This window comes from Shewanella frigidimarina NCIMB 400 (genome assembly GCF_000014705.1).
Lineage (GTDB): Bacteria > Pseudomonadota > Gammaproteobacteria > Enterobacterales > Shewanellaceae > Shewanella > Shewanella frigidimarina.
On record NC_008345.1, the window covers coordinates 2,663,503 to 2,683,896 of the forward strand.

General features: G+C 40.2%; 15 protein-coding genes. 4 read left to right on the plus strand and 11 right to left on the minus strand.

The window, feature by feature from the left end:
• Window positions 1-33: 33 nt before the first annotated feature.
• The 9 genes from SFRI_RS11465 to SFRI_RS11505 form a co-directional block, all read right to left on the minus strand.
• Window positions 34-1,044, minus strand: a complete 1,011-nt coding sequence (locus tag SFRI_RS11465) for a WD40/YVTN/BNR-like repeat-containing protein (protein WP_011637679.1) — start codon at window positions 1,042-1,044, stop codon at window positions 34-36.
• A 58-nt stretch (window positions 1,045-1,102) separates the two neighbouring features.
• Window positions 1,103-2,467, minus strand: coding sequence for a DUF1329 domain-containing protein (locus SFRI_RS11470; protein ID WP_011637680.1), 1,365 nt, complete (start codon window positions 2,465-2,467; stop codon window positions 1,103-1,105).
• Window positions 2,468-2,480: 13 nt separating this feature from the next.
• Window positions 2,481-4,529: a DUF1302 domain-containing protein gene (locus SFRI_RS11475; protein ID WP_011637681.1), complete on the minus strand. Its 2,049-nt coding sequence runs from the start codon at window positions 4,527-4,529 to the stop codon at window positions 2,481-2,483.
• A 315-nt stretch (window positions 4,530-4,844) separates the two neighbouring features.
• Window positions 4,845-5,060 (minus strand): DUF2835 domain-containing protein, encoded by a 216-nt coding sequence (locus SFRI_RS11480; RefSeq protein ID WP_041413003.1) that lies wholly within the window; start codon window positions 5,058-5,060, stop codon window positions 4,845-4,847.
• 90 nt (window positions 5,061-5,150) lie between these two features.
• Window positions 5,151-7,712: an aminopeptidase N gene (pepN, locus tag SFRI_RS11485; protein WP_011637683.1), complete on the minus strand. Its 2,562-nt coding sequence runs from the start codon at window positions 7,710-7,712 to the stop codon at window positions 5,151-5,153.
• A gap of 130 nt (window positions 7,713-7,842) precedes the next feature.
• The gene (gene prc, locus SFRI_RS11490) at window positions 7,843-9,894 is read right to left on the minus strand and encodes a carboxy terminal-processing peptidase (RefSeq protein ID WP_011637684.1); all 2,052 of its coding nucleotides are present in this window, start codon (window positions 9,892-9,894) and stop codon (window positions 7,843-7,845) included.
• 21 nt (window positions 9,895-9,915) lie between these two features.
• A complete protein-coding gene (proQ, locus tag SFRI_RS11495) occupies window positions 9,916-10,527 on the minus strand; it encodes an RNA chaperone ProQ (protein ID WP_011637685.1) in 612 nt (203 codons plus the stop codon).
• A gap of 277 nt (window positions 10,528-10,804) precedes the next feature.
• Entirely contained in the window at window positions 10,805-11,263 is a 459-nt protein-coding gene (locus SFRI_RS11500) for a GAF domain-containing protein (RefSeq protein WP_041413006.1), read from the minus strand.
• Window positions 11,264-11,312: 49 nt separating this feature from the next.
• On the minus strand, window positions 11,313-11,606 hold the full coding sequence (locus tag SFRI_RS11505) for a YebG family protein (protein ID WP_011637687.1): 294 nt from the start codon (window positions 11,604-11,606) through the stop codon (window positions 11,313-11,315).
• Window positions 11,607-11,819: 213 nt separating this feature from the next.
• Between SFRI_RS11505 and SFRI_RS11510 the strand changes: the two genes are divergently transcribed.
• Genes SFRI_RS11510 through SFRI_RS11520 form a run of 3 tightly spaced genes read left to right on the plus strand, consistent with a single transcriptional unit; the run spans window position 11,820 to window position 15,784 of the window.
• A complete protein-coding gene (locus SFRI_RS11510) occupies window positions 11,820-12,446 on the plus strand; it encodes a paraquat-inducible protein A (protein WP_011637688.1) in 627 nt (208 codons plus the stop codon).
• Window positions 12,439-13,152, plus strand: coding sequence for a paraquat-inducible protein A (locus SFRI_RS11515; RefSeq protein ID WP_011637689.1), 714 nt, complete (start codon window positions 12,439-12,441; stop codon window positions 13,150-13,152). The genes SFRI_RS11510 and SFRI_RS11515 overlap by 8 nt, the downstream gene beginning before the upstream one ends.
• Window positions 13,139-15,784, plus strand: coding sequence for a PqiB family protein (locus tag SFRI_RS11520; RefSeq protein WP_011637690.1), 2,646 nt, complete (start codon window positions 13,139-13,141; stop codon window positions 15,782-15,784). Before SFRI_RS11515 ends, SFRI_RS11520 begins: the two co-directional genes overlap by 14 nt.
• 94 nt (window positions 15,785-15,878) lie before the next feature.
• Here SFRI_RS11520 and SFRI_RS11525 read toward each other — a convergent pair whose 3' ends face one another.
• The gene (locus SFRI_RS11525; RefSeq protein WP_041413009.1) at window positions 15,879-17,105 is read right to left on the minus strand and encodes a nucleoside recognition domain-containing protein; all 1,227 of its coding nucleotides are present in this window, start codon (window positions 17,103-17,105) and stop codon (window positions 15,879-15,881) included.
• Window positions 17,106-17,229: 124 nt separating this feature from the next.
• Here SFRI_RS11525 and rsmF point away from each other — a divergent pair, with 124 nt between their 5' ends.
• Window positions 17,230-18,684 carry a 16S rRNA (cytosine(1407)-C(5))-methyltransferase RsmF gene (gene rsmF, locus SFRI_RS11530; protein WP_011637692.1) on the plus strand — a complete coding sequence of 485 codons (1,455 nt, stop codon included), beginning with the start codon at window positions 17,230-17,232 and terminating at the stop codon, window positions 18,682-18,684.
• 869 nt (window positions 18,685-19,553) lie between these two features.
• On the opposite strand, the gene SFRI_RS11535 is transcribed toward rsmF, so the two are convergent.
• On the minus strand, window positions 19,554-20,342 hold the full coding sequence (locus tag SFRI_RS11535) for a TatD family hydrolase (protein ID WP_011637693.1): 789 nt from the start codon (window positions 20,340-20,342) through the stop codon (window positions 19,554-19,556).
• Window positions 20,343-20,394: the final 52 nt, after the last annotated feature.

The window sequence follows — 20,394 nt, forward strand, 5'->3', positions numbered from 1 at the left end:
TTGTTGTTTTAATTGTCCAATCTAACCTTAAGGTTAGTCAAGCTGGAACAGTCCCTTAGAACCGGCAAACCATAACTGGCCTTTACTGTCTTTAGCTATTGCCACTATATTCTCGCCTTGGCGTCTGGCCACAATTGTTGCTTTACCATCATCTACTGACAACACTATCCCAGCATTTCCGACTAGATATAGCTCATTATTAGCGTTAATCAGTGCGCTATTAATTGATGATTGGACAGGTAAATCAACCTCTTGCCATGAAGATAGTGTTAAGTCTGATTTAAACACGTGACCGCGTAATCCCATGACATAAACATCTTCACCAACTTCAATGGCATTAAACATTGAACCATCGTAATCGAAGTTAGTTTTCGAGAATGTTTGGCCGTTATCACTTGATACCGCAACCATGCCAAGTTCACCCACAAGCAATAAGCGTCTATCCTTGAGGCGAATTAAGCGATTAAAATGGGGTAATAATGATGCTCGTTCAGACAAATATAATGCTTCATCTTCTGCTTTAAGTTCATTTAAATAGGCGATATCTTCTTCAAATAATAATTCTTGATGAAACTCTTGTTGCCATGTTTTTCCGCCATCTGCGGTGCGATAAAATAATCCATAAGCACCTACCGCAATACCATCGACAGGGCTATAAAAACGAATGTCTAATAACGGTTTCTCAATTTCTGCAGATTGCATCTGCACAGACCACGTTAATCCACCATCTTGAGTATGGATAATGGTTGCATCATGGCCGACGGCCCAACCTTGCTTGTCATCGAAAAAAAACACTTTGGTTAATTGAGACAATACAGGAGTTGCAACTTGGTGCCATTGATTATCGTCTAATAGCAACACATTACCGCGTTGACCTACCGCGACAAGTTTGTCACCCGCATTAGCAATATCAAGCAATAAAGAGGATTGAGCTCGGGGTTGAATTTGAACAGAGAGTGGATCGAGTTGAGCATCTACTGAAGTAGTATATAAACATGCACTAATCCCAATCGCCACTACACTGCGAAGCATGCTAAACGTCATACAAACTTCCTTTAAAATTTATAGGGGCGCTACGGCGCCCCATTTTATCTATGGCTTATTAACGAATACCAGCACGTCTTAATGCGTCTGGGGTAAAGTTAGACTCTGAAAGTGATGCATCAAAATTATACATACGGCCTTCATTGTCTAGACCCATCGCTAAATAACGACGTGATTGAAGATCATGGAACACTTCCAATGTACTCCAAAGCGCAGGCACTTCATAATAGTTGATAAGGTGAGCTACACCCACACGATAAAGCTCATCGCGGTTATCATATATATCAGTTACCGCCACTTGCCATGAATCTTCATCAATATAGAAAACACGACTTTTATAAGTATGACGCATGCCTTCTTTTAACGTCGCTTTGACTTCCCATACACGATGTTTTTCATAACGTGGATACTCAGGGTTAATATGACCAGGTTTTAAAATTTGGTCATACTTCAACGCATCTGAATGTAAACGATAATCATTGTAAGGAATGTAGATCTCTTTTTTACCAACTAATTCCCAGTTATAACGGATTGGAGAGCCGTTAAACATATCGAAATCATCTGTTGTTCTTAACCCATCAGATACAGTACCTGGAGTATCAAAAGCTACGTTAGGAGCTTTACGAACGCGGCGCTGTCCAGTGTTGTAAGTCCAAGCTTGGCGTGGAAGCGCTTCTTGATCCATGGTTTCTTTTACAAGTAGTGCTGTACCTGCGAGTCGCGCTGGTTGAGTAACAACTTGTTTAAAGTAAAACAACGTATTTGTTTCTTTAAGCTTCTCTAAGGTCACCTCTGGACGAGAATATTCAAAACGAATTTCCTCAGCGTTTTCAACCAGAGTATAAGAACCATTTGACATAGGCGCGGCTTGGCTACGATATGTTTCTACATCGACACCTCGATAACGTAAAATATGATTCCAAATCACTTCTAAACCGTTAGCCGGAATTGGAAATGGCACACCAATGGTCGCCCCAGTAATACCGTTACCTTGTGAAACTAATTCAGCTCTAACAGCATTGGCTTTAGTCGCATCATAAACATATTGAGGTACAGCTGCAGTACGACGGCTTTCATAAACATTCATTTTGTAAGTATCTGGATATACTTCAAATAACTGTTTCTGACCCGGAGTTAAAAACTCAGCGTATTGGGCTTTATTTTCATTAGTAATGGTAAATAACACTTTATCAGTTGGGAATGGATCTGGATGATGCATACCCTTACTGTAGCCTGCAATAGGCTTGCTAATACCACCAGTCCAGGCTGGAATTGAACCATCGGCATTAGCCGCTTTTTCTGCACCCATAGGGGTTAATGTTGTACCCAATTTGTCTGCATCAGCTTGTGATACTTTCGCCAGCGCAGCAGGTGCACTCAGTGCTAGCATCACTGCTGCCGATAATATCGTCAGTTTCTTCATTATAATTATCCTTCTAAATCGAATACTTGACGTTGAAAGAGATGTAATCTCTGTCTGTCATCGCATTTGTTGTTCCTACGCCACCAAAGAAGCTGTTGTAAGAAATGTCTGCGCCCCAGCGACTTTGATAATCAAAGTTCACACCTAAAGCCACAGATTTTCTGCCTTCGGTGAATAAGAACATTGGATCCGGTGTAATACCATCAACGTCGTGAGAGAAAATCACTCTTGGGTACATGTTCACACCAGCAAACACGTTGTTAAAGTCAGCTTTAGCCACTAAACGATAACCCCACGCAAAATCTGTTGGGAATGGATTGGTTTCTGGACCATTGTGCAGAGCGGCAATAATACCCGTCATTTCTGGGTTACCGCCAGAACGAGCGGTTCCTGGACCGTTTAGACGTAATTCGTCAAAACCAGGCATATCATGGATCCACACACCACCCACTTCAGCAAGCATGGTTAAGTTATCTAAACCAAGTGTTGGACCGAATAAATGAGTAAAGGTTACCTGTGCTTGAGTCGTATCGGTAAGTATATACCCCTCAGCGTTTGAGCCAGGTTCCACATTATCCATTTGTGAAATACCATCTAAATCAGGACGAAGTCCTGCATTTGCAAGCTGTTGAGGCATCGCTAAGAAAAGTAATTCAACGTCATCAATTTGCAATGGCTCATCAACACGGTGTGAAATTTCACCAGCAACAGATGTGTCACCCACTAATGTGTTAAAGCTAAAACCATATAACTGAATATCTTCAGGGTATACGATTTGCGACTTGGTGAAGGTTTCCATGCTTAACAACAGTTCACGGTCTATAACGCCACCACTTTGCGCCAAACGTCCATAATCACGACCTATAGCATCTGCGTTAAAGTTAGAGGCAGTACCACTGATGATTGGGCGACGGCTATGGTAATTCATGTAATAAAGACCGAACTCTGTTTCGCCTAGTTCTGGTGAGTAATAGCCTAATTTAACACCAAACTGGCCATCGTCACTAGGATCTGCAGCATCTTGAACTAAAGCAACCTTAGTTGAATAAGCAGTCATGTAAGCGGCATATGCCGGGTTAAACCCAGTAGCAGCTGCAGCTTCATATAAACGTGTGTATTCTGAAATTAGGAAGTCTTGGTTGATATCCGGATTTGAGTTGAAACCTAATTGTGCATTTTGGTTGTAACCACCATACCCAGCAAAATCATTGGTTGCAAAGTTAGAACCCGGTGTAGGGATCCAAATCGGTTGCCAATCATATTGATAAAATGCTTCAAGGTTTAGGTTTTCAGTTAACCCTAACGATGCCCAAACCATGCCTTGCGGACGAAATGCTTCTTTAAGCTCCGCACCTGGTGCATTAAGAATATTTAAATCTACAGCATTGATTTCAGCAATACCGTGAGAGATCAGGGTGCTTTCGCCCCATGAAACTACTTGGTTACCCACACGAACACTTAATGGGTTAGCACCGTCATTTAAGTCCCAGTTACCGTAAACAAATGCATCTAATAAGCGAATGTCTTTACATTGCACTTCTGATGCTTTGTTATCTTCACAAGGATCGAATTCTTTTCCGGTTAATGGATCGTTAAAGCCATAATCACCGTCATTTAATTTGCGATCGTAAAAATACATGCCGCGTAAAAAGATACCGTAATTTTCGTACTTCAGTGATAACTCGTGAAGACCTTTAACAATCTCAGACGTAGTATCACCTTGCGCATACAACAAATTACTTAAATCATTGTTGCTTGAATATGAACCCGGCTGAGCCCAAATTTCTGCAGATGTATATTTGGTAGAGCCAAACGCGCCACCAAATGCAGAATAACCTGACCAATCAAATTGTGGTTGGTTCACCTTACCGATTTGGTTACTCCAATCACGGTCTGATACACGCCAACTCGCGCCTGCAGTCCATGTAGAGTCAAATGTACCTCGTACATCACCCCAATCAAAAGAAACTGCTGAGGCTGAAGTGCTCATTCCCAAACATAATGCCGACACCACCCCCAAAGCGAGAGCCGACTTGTTAAATCTTTTTTTAACAATATTCATTTTAGTTCATCTCCGTAACCTGTTGGATTAGTTGTTATAGGAATTTAACCAACATCTTGTTAGCCCACAGGCAACACCATTGTTACAGCATTTAACTATATTGAGCAAGGTCAAAAAAAAGAAAATGTTTAAGAAAATTAACGATGTTTGGCTAAATATGACGAAATAAAACCAGCTTATATTTGAATTAACACAGACGATATATTTACAATCATTTAACCATTAACGAAAAAAGTTTATTTTCATATACTTATAAATATTCACAGGTTGCTACTTCACACACTACTAATCAATCAAACGTTTGAAGTAAATACTCTATAATTTATTAAGTGATTTGAAATTCCCTTCTCGATTTAGGACTAATTTGAACTGTCCGTGAATACCTTGAGGGGTTAAATAAGGTCTAAAATACTTACCATTTATGTGCAATACGCGACCTTGATGGTCTCTGACCTGCACTTTCTCTGCAAGTCCTTGGTAATACGGTAGAAATGCTTCATAACTTACGTTAAGAGAAAATAAAAACTCCATCATTTACTCCATAAAAAGGAGAGCAAGCTCTCCTTTTTAACATACTAAACAGTCTGGCTATTCATACTAGATGAACAGCCATTTTTGTCATTATTCTGCTAATGATTTAGTGACTTTTTCATATAAATCTTTCGATAAATCCGGTAAAGCTTTTAATTCTACTAAACACTGTTTCATTAATTGCTGGCGATGTTGATCAAATTTGGCAAACTGAATTAATGGTGTGATCATTCGCGATGCAACTTGTGGATTCGACTTATTCAATTTGACTAATATTGTGGTCAAATAACGGTAGCCTTCGCCATCAGCACGATGGAATTGGTAAGTGTTTGCAGCTGCAAAAGCCCCTATCAATGAACGTACACGGTTAGGGTTAGAGAAACTAAAACTGCTGTGCTTTGTCAGCGTTTTAATTTGCTCTATCACTTCATCGCTATTAACTAACGCTTGTAATGTCAGCCATTTATCCATCACTAATGGCGTTGATTCCCACGTAGACTCAAAATCACTCAATAACATAGGTAAACAGGCTAATTTTGCTGTAGCTGCCGCTTTCAAAGCCCCTAAACTGTCGGTCATATTTTTTGCTGAATAATATTGTTTTTCAACTAATGATTCATGAGTATCGGTCACTTGGCATAATAATGACAAGGCAATGTTTTTAAATGCACGCGCACCTGCATTATCTAGAAGTATCAGCTCACGATAACGTACCAATAATTCATCTTCACAAGCTGATGCGAGTTCTTCAACAACAAACTCTCTGGCTTTGGCTAAAGCATCTAAATCAACGTTATCTACCTGCTCAATTAATGCTGAAGCAGTTGGAATAGACAAAATTTCAGCTACTAATGCTTGGTCTATTTTCGCATCTAAAATGACACCTCTGAATGCTTCAATAACACGAGTATCAACCATCATGACTTGTTGCTTTTGCAACTGTGCAACGTTATTCCAAATGGCGTGGCTCACTAACTGTACTGATGCTTCCCAACGGGCCACTTCGCTAGAAGCATGGCGCATAAGATGTACAAGTTGATCAATGCTAAAATCGTAAACCAATTTAACGGGTGCAGAAAAATCTTGCAGTAAAGATGCTATAGGCGCACTTTCTAGTCCATCAAACACAAAAGTTTGGTTGGCTTTAGTCACATCTAGGACTTTATTAACAATTGATTGCCCTGCACTGTCTAACAGCTCAACACTGAACGGTATATGCAGTGTTTGCCCCTTCACACCTTGTGACATCACTTGTTGAGTAATCGTTAAATGATACTCGCCTTTATCCGCATCAAAACTGTCTTTAACCGTTACAACGGGTGTGCCTGCTTGGCTATACCAACGACGGAATAAGGTTAAATCTTTACCGCTAGCATCTTGCATAGCGTTTACAAAATCATCGCAGGTTACCGCTTGCCCGTCATGACGTTCAAAATAGCACTTCATTCCAGCTTGAAAACCTTCTTCACCAAGAATGGTGTGCATCATACGGATAACTTCAGCACCTTTGTCATATACCGTCACGGTATAGAAATTGTTCATTTCAATCACACTTTCTGGGCGTATAGGATGAGACATAGGTCCAGCATCTTCAGCAAACTGTTGGTTTTTCATCACTCGGATAGCATGAATTCGGTTAACCGCGCGAGACCCAACATCGGAACTAAATTCTTGGTCACGAAATACCGTTAAACCTTCTTTTAAGCTCAACTGAAACCAATCACGACATGTGACTCGGTTACCAGTCCAGTTATGAAAGTATTCATGGCCAACGACAGACTCAATACCATGATAATCATCATCTGTTGCACTGGCTTTGTCTGCGAGCACGTATTTGGTATTAAAGACATTTAAGCCTTTATTTTCCATGGCACCCATATTGAAAAAATCTACCGCAACAATCATATAAATATCAAGATCATATTCAAGACCGAAACGGGTTTCATCCCATTTCATTGATTTTTTCAGTGATGCCATTGCGTGATCTGCTTTATGTAAATTGCCTTTATCGACAAATACTTGCAGTTTGACTTCACGACCTGATTGAGTGGTAAAACTGTCATTAAGTAAATCAAAGTCACCAGCAACCAAGGCAAATAAGTAACTTGGTTTAGGGAATGGATCATGCCATTTGACAAAATGACGACCAGAACGAGGCATTTCTCCTTTCTCAATTAAATTACCGTTACTTAACAAAAATGGAAATGCTTGTTTATCCGCTTCGATACGCACAGTATAAATAGCGAGAACATCGGGTCTGTCTAAGAAATAAGTAATCCGGCGAAATCCTTCAGCTTCACATTGAGTGCAATAAGCACCGTCTGACATGTAAAGTCCTTCAAGACTCGAATTTGCCTCAGGGTCAAGCAAGGTAACCACTTCTAATTCAAATTCATTTAGGTCCGTACTAATCATCAATTGGTTATCATGTTGACGATAATTAGCCGCTACACCATTAAGTTTCACTGTACTTAGCGAAAGTTGCTCACCATCAAGCACTAAATCATGCTGATGCTCACCATTACGGATTACCTTACTGACGGCAGTCACTTTAGTGTTTTTGCCATCCAGAATAACGTTCAAATCAACATGAGAAATGGTGAATGCAGGCTTGGTATAATCTTTTAGGTGTTTTTCTTGCGCTTGGTTCATACATGATCCTTTTGAGCGGTACTAATGCCAATATGATTAAATGTGTAGTCTTTATCGAATTGGTACTATTTTTAGTTATTATGATTAAGAAAAAACGCGCCTAAGCGCGTTTTTTAACAGTAATAAAAAATTACTTTGAGTTAGTTTTAGCTATTTTTTCTACGTCGGCCATATCTAGAGTGATATAAGCCGTTTCATCTAAAAAGGCATCAGGTAATTTGCTATCATCTGTTTTTTCAATATCGTCTAAAGACTTCACAGCAGCTAAACCTTCGTGAACTCGACGCGCATTGGCTCGATCTAGAGCACGCTTATCATCGTCTTCACGAGAAGCAATACGTTCACTCTCTACAAGCGATATTGTTTTGTCTTTGTGATGTTTTTTAAACTCATTAATATCTTGGTAAATATAACTGAACTCTACATCTTGGCTGATACGCTCTTTATGTTTAACATCAAGATTGTTAATCAACATAGGGGTAATATTCCCTAAAGTAGTGTACTGCGCTACAGGTACTTTATCCCATGGTAATGCATTTTCTTCTTCCGACTCACCATATTCACCAGGCTCTAAAGCACTCGGTAAGCGCACATCAGGTGTGACACCTTTTAACTGAGTACTGCCGCCATTAATACGGTAAAACTTAGCAATGGTATACTGCACATGACCGATTGGCTTTTCGTACATGTCATAAATTCGACCCAAGCTTTTATGTTGCTGAACAGTCCCTTTACCAAAGGTCGATTCACCGACAATAAGTGCGCGGTCATAATCTTGTAAAGCTGCAGCAAAAATCTCTGAAGCCGATGCACTATAACGATCAACCATCACAGTAAGTGGGCCATTGTAAGCACTGGCGCCATCATTATCACGATTTTGATTAATGCCACCATTAGCATCACGGATTTGAACAACTGGCCCCATATCAATAAACAAGCCAGTGAGCAATGTCGCTTCGGTTAATGCCCCACCGCCATTGCCACGAAGGTCAATAATAATCCCTTCAACATTGTCTTTCTCAAGTTTAGTGATTTCTTTGGCCACATCTTGTGACAAATTCATATAAAACCCAGGGATTTGAATCACCCCGACTTTACGATTGGCATACTGGCCTTCTTTAGGCTCAACCACTTTTGACGTCGCAGCACGGTCTTCTAAACGAATTTTATCTCGGGTAATGACAACTTCAAAAGGTTTAGCATTCGCCCCGCCTTTTTTCGGCAAAATCTGTAATACGACTTCGCTGCCTTTTGGCCCTTTGATCAAATCAACAACATCATCTAAACGCCAACCTATGACGTCAACAATGTCACCGTCTTTTTGACCAACACCAACAATTTTATCTTCTGGTGATAATTTCTCGCTATTGGCCGCCGGCCCTCCGGCCACTAAACTTTTGATGACAGTGTAGTCATCATCCATTTGCAACACAGCACCGATCCCCTCGAGACTTAAATTCATTTCCATTTGGAAACGTTCTGCATTACGAGGTGATAAATAACTGGTATGAGGCTCAACACTACGAGCAAACGCATTCATGACTGTTTGAAACACGTCTTCGCTTTGTGTTTGGCTTAAACGCTTAATGGCATTGTTATAACGCTTCTCGAGCACTTCAACAATTTCAGGCCACTTTTTACCGGTTAACTTTAGATTTAGTGCGTCATATTTAACGCGTTGACGCCAAAGTTCATTCACTTCGGCTTCGTCTTTTGGCCACTGCGCATCTTTGCGATCAAATTCATACGCATCGCCAGCTTGAGTAAAGTCGAACTCTTTATCAAGCAAAGACAAAGCATAAGCAAAACGCTCATAACGACGTTTTTGTACTAGATCGTACATGGTAAATGCAGGGCTAATATCGCCTGATTCGACCATGTTATCAAACTGGTTTTGATATTGACTAAAGCTCGCAATGTCTGCCGCTGTCAGCACATTACGACGATAATCAAGTTGCTCAAGAAAACGGGTATATATTTGTTCAGAGAATGCATCATCAAGTACAAAACGATGATAATGCGAGCGAGTAAACAAAGTTGTTACTCGCTTGCTAGCCACTTTATGTTGTGGCTCTTGTGCTAGTTTAGGTAACTCGCTGATTTGAATCGTTGGTGAAATTGCCCATGCCGAAAAGCCGACAAATAAACTGGCAATTGACGCGGCCAAGGTAAGTTTTCGCATCAACAAGTACTCCTTAAATTTCTATAATAGTATGTGCTCTGCACGTACTTTGATGGATAAGCCAGAATCTAATTGAACAAGCACATCCTCTTTATTAATATCAGTTACAACACCAGGAACAGGTGTGGCACCTAATTTAACATTAACGCGTTGTTTTTGTTTTAAATCTTCTAGCTTAGCAGGCACAAGTTTAATCACTGGAGCAGCTACCGGTGCAGGACGTTCCTTTTTAACGGCTGGTGCACGTTTAGGTGCCACTTTCTTCGCCGGCTTTTTAGGCGCTAAGGCTTGACGCTTTGCTTTGGCTTTATCTTGGCTTTCTTTAAGCGTCAAAATAGCATGGTCAATGTGCTCTTGTTCTAATTCAGCACATTCATTACCGTCAAGATCTATACGTTTAGCACCTGCTTTTACGCCTTTCAAATAGCGCCAGCTACTTGTATAACGACGAAGCGCTACACGTAATTGTGTTTTACTGACTTTAGAATCATCAGCTAACCGTTCAGCCAAATCTTGAAACAAACCAATTTTTAATGGCTTAGTTTCACCTTCTGCAATAAAGCATAAAGGAAAGGTTTCATATAAATACGCTAAAATTGCGTTGGTGTCGGTCAACTTGTCTGTTGATTCCATTTTTACTTCCACGTTAATAAAGGGACTGATTATGCGGCATAAAAGTTGCCATGCAGTCGTTCATCTTTCGTTAAACCTTACTGTTAAAGCTTAACGTACAAAATATCACTATCCGCCAGTTTGCTAAAGTCATTGAAACAAACCTTAACAATTTAACCAAACTTACTCTCAGCTTAATCATCGCTCATCAGTAAATCCAGCACAAATGCGTATAGCGGCATATTATAAAGCCAGCCACAGCGAATGCGACCATGATTTAATCTAATTTGTTCGCTATTTAACCAAATAGGCAAGTTTCGAAACTTTTTACCATGTTTTCTAAACCAATTTGATCATCTTGATCGAATCGATTCAGTAATGGACTGTCAATATCTAACACTGCCACAACCTCATTACCCTGTCTAACAGGGATCACAATTTCTGAATTACTGGCAGAATCGCATGCAATATGGCCGTCAAATTGATGAACATCGGCAACTCGTTGGGTTTTATTTTCTGCTGCGGCAGTGCCACAAACACCTTTGCCCATATTAATACGGGTGCAAGCCACTTTACCTTGGAATGGACCAAGGACTAATTGTTCACCACGCTTGATATAAAAACCAGCCCAGTTTAGGTCTTCTAGGCTGTCATTTAACAACGCTGAAAAATTAGCCATGGCAGCAATTAAATCATCTTCGCCTTCAAGTAAGGCTTGTGCTTGACGATTTAATGTTTGGTAAAATTCGGTTTTCATTTTCATTCCTTAAGCTGACACCCACTCCAAGAATGAGTGATGAATACGACTATTCTACTGATGTACTTTTAGCCGCAGTCTTTTTAGTTTTCGCTGTAGGAGCGTTTTTAACCTGTACTATGCCTTTTAGCAAGTTAGAAAGCTCATCTTTATTGTTTGCTAGATAAAATGCTAGTTGTTCGCATTTATTTTCATCAAGTCCGAGGTCTGCCTTAATAAGAAATGGCACTAGGTTATCGGAAATATCAAGCATCTTATCGTAGGCATCAGCCTCTTTCTTCGATATAAATGTCATCTTTTCCACCCCTTCTCTGACCACGACAAATTGGGTTATCACTGCCATGATGTAATCCTCACTGTTTTTATATACAGTGCATAGAATCTCACATAGTTAACTTATGATGCAAGTGTTCTGATTATTCTGATATTATCAAACACAACAAAATCGAGATTATTTAACAATTAACTCATTTGTCTGCCAATATAAGGCCAAGCAAAGAGGTTTGACTCTTCGCTACCCAATAATGTGTTTTACTATGGATTAGATTAATTCTTCATGCATGAATTTGATGATCATGATTCGATAATTTTATGCCAATCATGTGATTTGGCAGTCAGAAAACGTGCTTTGCCTTCTAGCGCTCGCGCGCTTTGTCCGCGTTGCCACACGGCACTCTACGATTCTCCTTATTGCTCTATTAATGGCATGCTAGCATTATGCGTTGCTGCGTTAATTATTTTTATTCCTGCTAATTTATTGCCAGTACTCGAAATCCACTTCCTTGGCAGTGTACGAACCACTACGGTGCTGCAAGCTGCCGTGACGGTTTGGGCCGAAGGATATTGGGTTGTAGGCCTAGCGGTAATGGTTGCTGCAGTTATCGCGCCTGGGTTATTGATTTTGTCAATTATGGCTCAAGTTGTAATTGTAAAATTAAAACTGCACAACTCATTTTGGCAAAGAACTTATACTACATTGTTAAAAAATCATGGTTTGATATCACAAATGACCATGTTAGAAATTTATGTCATCAGTTTTCTCGTGTCGGCCTTTCAGTTATCAGACTTTTCAGATGTGTATTTTGGTATGGGGACATTCAGTTTTACGATGTTGTTTATCATCATATTATTTTTACAACGTGAATATAATCTAGAACACATGTGGAGTTATGTAGATGCCTAGTACTCCAATTACACCATCCAATGAACATATAGTGGACAGCACTAAGCAAACTGCGAATACCGATAACGAGGCGAAAACTGAGGTTTTGCCTCATATTCAGGGCAAGAAAATTGGCTTATGTTTATGCCCTGTTTGTCGCAAACTGAATGTCACCAGCAACAGTCATTGTCGACGTTGTTTTAGTCAATTGAGTAGCCGTAATTATGCCAGTATCCAGCAAAGTTGGGCTTTATTGGTGACAGCGACTATTTTACTTGTGGTCGCCAACATCTACCCTATTACCTTGCTGACTAATCGTGGAGTGGTCACCAATGACACCATTTTTAGTGGTATTAGTCATTTAGTCAAAACCGGTATGTTCCCGATTGCTATTATTGTTTTTACTGCCAGTATTTTAGTACCTTGGCTTAAAATATTTGGCTTAGCGACTTATTTAACGGCTATCAGTTTTAACTTACCAATATCAAAAAGAAAATTAATGGTTGGATTTCATATCATTGAATGGATTGGACGTTGGTCAATGCTCGATTTATTTGTTATTTCATTAACCGTTGCCTTAGTTAATATGGGGCAATTATTAGACGCAAAACCTGCACCTGCCGCGACAGCATTTGCGCTAGTTATCTTACTAACGCAACTCGCGGCAAAAGTGTTAGATACTCGATTACTTTGGGACCGCTTGGAAAACACTAATGACACAAATTGAATCGCCTAAAATTGTGAAGAAAAAGTTATTCTCGCCAATATGGTTATTACCGGTTGTTGCTTTGATATTAGGTGCCTGGTTAGGGGTCAAAAGCATCAAAGAATCCGGCATTGAAATATTAATTCATTTTCCTAGCGCTACAGGTATTGATATCGGTAAAACGCTGGTGAAATACCAAGGGCTGACTGTTGGTAAAGTCACTGATATTGGTATAGACGATGATCTTAAAGGGGTTAACGTTAAAGTTATTATGGATTACCGTGCCGACCCATTTCTCAATAAAAACACCCTGTTCTGGTTAGTAAAACCTAAAGCCAGCATTACCGGTGTTGAAGGACTCGATACATTATTTTCAGGTAATTATATTGCCCTTCAACCTGGTGATGGCCGCTCGGCGACCGTATTTGAAGCACAACGTGAAGCGCCTGCGATACTCCCCGGCAGTGAAGGGCTAATGATCGAACTAAAATCCCCTAAACTGGGATCAATTGATGTTGGCTCACCGGTCTTTTACCGTCAAGCACCTGTCGGAAGCATTGTGAGTTATCGCCTCGACGGAAATAAACAAATTATTATCAGCGCATTTGTTCAAGAACAATATGCCCATTTAGTCAATAAAGACTCCCATTTTTGGAATGTGTCTGGCTTAAAAATTGATGCATCTTTAGCGGGGATAAAAGTCAGCACTGAAAGTATCGCGTCTATTTTGGCTGGCGGTATCAGCTTTGATACCGGCAGCTACACTGAAAAAGCCCAAAATGGTGATATTTACAACCTTTATGAAGATGAGCTCACCGCAATTGGAGGCGTTCAGTTTAGTTTAACCGCATCTAGCAGTGAAGATGTTAATGAAGGCACCGCTATCACCTACCGCGGTATTGTTATCGGTGAGATTGAAAAAGTCACCTTAACTGATGCAGGGGTGCAGTTTATCGCTCGAGTAGAGCATCATTACAAAGCATTAATTACCAGTGATAGCCAATTTTGGATAAGTGGGGCTGAGTTATCATTAAAAGGTGTCAAAAACGTCAGTAGACTGGTTACAGGAAGTGTTATTAATGTCTTACCTGGCACTCAAGTAACTGAAGAGCCGATGCAATTTGAATTGGCATCACATGCTCCTGATTTACTCAGTCAAGACAAACTGAAATTGACTGTAGTTGCCACTACCCACTCTGGTGTCAGCAATGGTGCGCAAGTGCGATATAAGCAATTGCCAATCGGACAGATAACCAGTATTGGTTTAAGTAAAGACTTTTCAACTGTTGAATATAGTATCGAAATTCAACCAGAATTTAAAAGTTTGCTAACTAAAGGTAGTTTCTTTGTTCCTGAAAGTGCCATAGCCATTAATGCTTCACTAGAGGGCGTTAATGTTAAAACTCGCGACCTCACTACGATGTTGGAAGGCGCTATTAGCTTAATTCCGGGTAACAGCGAAATGCTGCTTTCGGCTAATAGTACTTTAACACTGCACGAATCAGTTGAATCGGCCCAAACGCTTTACGCTCAACAACAGCTTACCCCCTTTACCTTAACCAGTATTGATGGTGCGGACTTAGCTGAAGGATCGCCAATTTATTACAAAAAAATGCAAATAGGCTCAGTGAATAAAGTCAATTGGTTAGCGAAAACAGACAAATTTAATATCGATATCAATATAGACAATAAATTTGTTCCGTTAATTAAGCCGACTACGGTTTTTTGGCGTAATGATGCAGTAGCCATCAATGCCAGTTTAGCCGGTGTCGATATCAATGTTGCTCCATTAAAAGGTGCAATAAATGGTAGCATTACTCTTGGTCATATTGACGACAAAGTTGATACTGCAAATAATCAACCTAATCTACGATTATATGATACAAAGTCTCTCGCACTCATGCAGGCTAAGGTCATTAACCTCACTCTGCCTGTGAGTACAAAAGTGGCAGAAAAAGCCGCTATTCGTTATCAAGGTCATAAAATTGGTGAAGTGTCACAGGTTAAGCTAAACCAAGATTTAACCACTCTTAATGCACAAGCGTATATTTATGGTCATTACGCAAACCATTTTAGTGCTAGCGATACGGAATACTTCATCGTCGATGCCCAAATTTCTTTAGCGGGTATTAATGCCCCCGAAACACTGTTAACGGGTCCTTATATTGGAGTTATTCCAGGTAACAGCACAGAGATTATCGATAATTTTGTTGCCCAACCTCACTCGAGCTTTGAGGCTACCGTACCTAAAGATGCGTTAGCATTCCAATTAGTCGATGACCAGCTAGGTTCAATTAAGGTCGGTACACCCTTGTTTTTCCGTGGAATTAAAGTCGGACAAATTGATGGGTATAGGTTGGATGACTCAGGTACAGAAATTACGTTGTTTGCCCATGTTAATGCTGAATATGGTCACTTAATTAACCAGACTAGCCAGTTTTGGGATGCATCTGGTATTAAGTTAGACGTTGGTTTATTTTCTGGTGCACAGTTAGAAACTGGCTCATTAGAAACAATACTCGCCGGTGGTATTGCATTTGCAACCCAAGATACCACATCAGACAGTAACCGTATCAACACCACCGACCGTTTCCCATTGCATGAGAACATGCAGGAAGAATGGTCACAATGGCGACCTACCCAAGCTAAGTAATTTCATCTAGCGATAATACAATTAGTACAAAAGCAAAGGCCGATAAATATATCGGCCTTTCTATTTATATTATGGTTAATCTCGATAATGATGATTAACCATAAAACCAATAACACACACCGATGGCGGCACTAATACCTGCAAAATCTGCTGCTAAACCACATCCCAGTGCATGACGTCCATTACGGATCCCCACTGAACCAAAGTACACAGCCAATACATAAAACGTTGTTTCGGTACTGCCTTGTAAAATAGCCGCTAGGCGGCCCGCAAAAGAATCAACTCCGTGATGGCTCATCGTTTCTAACATCATCGCACGCGCACCAGAGCCGCTAAAAGGTTTCATGAACGCGGTTGGCATCGCATCAATAAAGCGCGTATCTGCGCCTAATGCACTCACGCCACTAGCTAACAGCTGTAAGGCATAATCTAGCGCCCCTGAAGCCCTAAGAAATCCAATGGCTAATAACATCGCCAGCAAATAAGGGATTAGCTGAATTGCTTGGCTAAAGCCCTGTTTAGCGCCATCAACAAACTCGTCATACACAGCAATTTTGCGATAACCCGCGACTAGAATAAAACTTAAAATCAGCAACAACAATATACCGTTACCTAACACCATAGACACTTGGCCTATCGCCTCGGCGGATAATGTCACCAAATAAGCGATCCCAGCCATGAATACACTCATAATGGTTGCAGCATAAGCCAAAATAACACTATTGATTAACGAGATTCGTTGCACTAACGCGACAACCAATAATCCCACAACGGTGGAGACACTAGTGGCTAATAAAATGGGTAAAAAGATATCCGCAGGATTAGCCGCACCTTGTTGGGCACGATAAAGAAATACGGTTACAGGAACTAAGGTAACTGATGAAGTATTTAACACTAAAAATAAAATTTGGGCGTTGGTTGCTACTGATTTTACAGGGTTAAGAGATTGCAGATCATGCATCGCTTTTAAGCCTAAAGGTGTTGCTGCATTGTCCAGTCCCAGCATGTTAGCTGTAAGATTCATGCTAATGCTGCCATAGGCGACATGTCCACGAGGAACTTCTGGCATCAACTTCGACAATAAAGGTTCAAATATGCGGGCAAACAACCCTACCACACCGGCCTTTTCACCGACTTGCATCAATCCCATCCATAACGCTAACACACCAATTAAGCCAAGTGATATGTCAGCGGCTAACTTAGCACTGGCAAACAATGCCGTCACCGATTCGCTTAATACATCGACATTGCCATTCACTAATTGAATCGTGATAGACAACGCTGCAATGATAAAAAATAATAACCACACTCTATTTAACACACACCACTCCATTAGCCAGTCGGTTTTATTAACGTCAATATACAGTAATCATTGCCGATCAGGGTGTACAATTCCGTGATATGATCGCTTCAATTACAGCAAAAATAACCTACCGTTTATTATTATGGCCCAATTAAATACAAACTTTATCAATCACATTGAGAAAGAGTTACCCGCTCACTTATCTTTACAAGAGTTTATTGCCTATTGCGATAAACCGCTTCGTAAATCCATTCGGGTGAATACGCTTAAAATCAGTACCGCACAATTTGTCCACATCATGACTAGCGCAGGCTGGCAACTGTCTCCAGTACCTTGGTGTGCTGACGGATTTTGGATTGAGGGTAAAGATGATATCCAACTGGGTAATGCTATTGAACATATTCAAGGGCTATTTTATATCCAAGAAGCCAGTTCCATGCTGCCGCCGACCGCATTATTTTCTAATGATAACACCGCTGAAATTGTCTTGGATGTCGCCTCAGCTCCAGGCTCCAAGGCCACTCAAATAGCAGCCTTAATGAATAACAGTGGCTTATTAGTGGCTAATGAATATTCAGCCAGCCGCGTTAAAGTATTACACGCTAACGTATTGCGCATGGGAGCCAGCCACACCGCCCTAACCCATTTTGATGGTCGAGTTTATGGTGAATATTTATATGAATCGTTTGATGCTATTTTATTGGATGCTCCTTGTGGCGGCGAAGGTACGGTTCGTAAAGATCCCTTGGCATTAAAACACTGGGATATTGATGATGTTACTGCGATTGGTGAAACCCAAAAAGATCTTATTGAATCTGCATTTTTAGCGTTAAAGCCAGGCGGGATTTTAGTCTATTCAACTTGTACTCTAAGCCAGTTAGAAAACCAACATATCTGTTATCACTTACAGCAAACTTACCCCGATGCAGTTGAGTTTGAGTCGCTGGCTGAATTATTCGATGGTGCAGACAAAGCGTGCACTGAAGAAGGTTTTTTACATGTATGGCCACAAATTTATGACAGTGAAGGTTTTTTTGTCGCCAAAATTCGTAAAAAAGCCTCGGTTGAACGAGTAAAAAAACAGCCTAAATTACAAAAAAACTTTCCTTTTAATCCCGCAAATGAAAAGCAAAAAGCGGAGTTAACACAATACTTTTATGACAGCTTCTGTCTCGAGTTACCTAGCGATGACGTAATCATGTTGCGTGACGATGAATATTGGTTGTTTCCAGCCCAATTTATGCCTTTTATCGGCAAAATGCGCTTTCAGCGTATTGGTATTAAGCTCGCTGATGCGATGAAAAAAGGCTACAAAGCTAAACATGAAGCCGTCATTGCTTTATCAGCAGCAACGCATAATCCAGCAAAAACTATGGAATTAAGTGCGGCGCAAGCACAAGATTTTTTAATGGGTCGTGATATTGCCACAAGTACTTTTGATCAACCGACACAGCAACAGTTAGCCATTATGCCACAAGGCGAAATGCTAGTGAGTTATCATAAAGTCGTGCTTGGGGTCGTAAAACATTTAGGTCATAGACTTAAAAACAATTTACCGCGTGATTTGGTACGCGATAACGTTAACTTATATCTATAACACGCAACACTATTTCGATGAGCAAGAATAAAGAATATAAAACATTATTATCAATGAATTACTGTAAAACAGAGTGGAAAGCAGAGTGCTAAACCAATATTGTTGATCAAATTTTATGCACAACACAATTTGAGTGCCTATAATTAATCTATGTTCGATTCAGTATTTGGCATCCTAAGCTACCTTAAGATGCCACAACAGTAGCGCAAGGCTCTTAATCGAGCCCTTTCCCTAGGCCCAAAACAATTGGATAGTTTTGGGCCTTTTTTTATCTTTCAACCACGATCCAATCCTAAAATGTAGTTATCTATTTAACCTGAATTCAAGATAAGAGATGGAAGATTTTAGATTAACCACACATTTATATTTCTAACTCACTGTCCACATCAACTGTTCAGTTAACAGGCCTGATTCGAATCTAAAAGTGCGGTATTAGAAGACAAGCTTACAATGCAGTAGAATATATTGTGCTACAAAAAATGCGGGGGAAAGCTTTTTTAATGGCTTTAAATAACCTGAGCTCGGGATAATAAACGCCTTTCAAACAGCCCTTTGTCCTGCTAACTGTGTTGAATCGACTTACAATAGACTAGCTATTGTCGCGTCAATTCTCCTTGATAGCATAACAAATGACAAGCTTGAAAGTGAGCTTGGTTAACATGCTGATTTTTAATAGCTCAGTTCATCCCTTATCCCGAGTTCAGGTTAAATAATGTTAAACCATCATTTAGCATGAATGTATTTGAGTAACCGTAGGCGCATTTGCCTAATGCAACTGCACCTACGGTTATTTTGTTTGCCTAGAAAGGATTACATTGCTACGCGGTAAACCACTAATAAGTTAATTTGCTATTAGTCTTAGAATTAAATTAGCGGCCAACTAACTTAGCGGCATCTTTAAATAAATTAAAAAAGTTATCAGTGGTGTATTGAGCTAACTCTTCAAATTTTTCACCGCGCAGTTCTGCTACAAATTCGGCAACATCACGAACATAAGCAGGCTGATTTTCTTGGCCACGATGCGGTACTGGTGCTAAATAAGGTGCATCGGTTTCGACCAGTAATCTGTCTTTAGGTACTTGGCGAATAACACTGCGTAATTCACCTGCATTTTTAAACGTTACAATTCCTGAAACAGAAATATAAAAGCCTAAATCAATGGCGGCTTTGGCCATTTCCCAGTTTTCAGTAAAACAATGTAGCACGCCGCCCACTTTGTCGGCGTGTCCAGCTTTTAGCATATTAATGGTATCTTCACGGGCATCACGAGTATGTACAATTAATGGTTTATTCACCTCAACAGCTAATGCAATTTGTTGTTCAAAACACTGCTGTTGCAAGGTTTTAGTATCATTTGAATAGAAGTAATCTAAGCCTGTCTCGCCAATGGCAACCACTCTAGGATCTTCTGCGAAACGTTTAATATCTTCGATGTTCAAACCTTCTTGTACATCTAGAGGATGTACGCCAGAAGATAAAAAAACATTATTAAAGGCAGACATTTTATCTCGCATGGCTTCAAAGCCTTGCTGACGAACGTTGACGCATAATAGATAGTCAACGCCTCGAGCTTTGGCATTGTCCATAATGGATTGTAAGCTGGCTGAGTCTGGGGCCGCTTTTAAGCGGTCAAGGTGGCAATGTGAATCAATTAGCATGAGAATTCTTTCGCAACTACATTAACAAATAAAACAGATGCGCAAGAATACC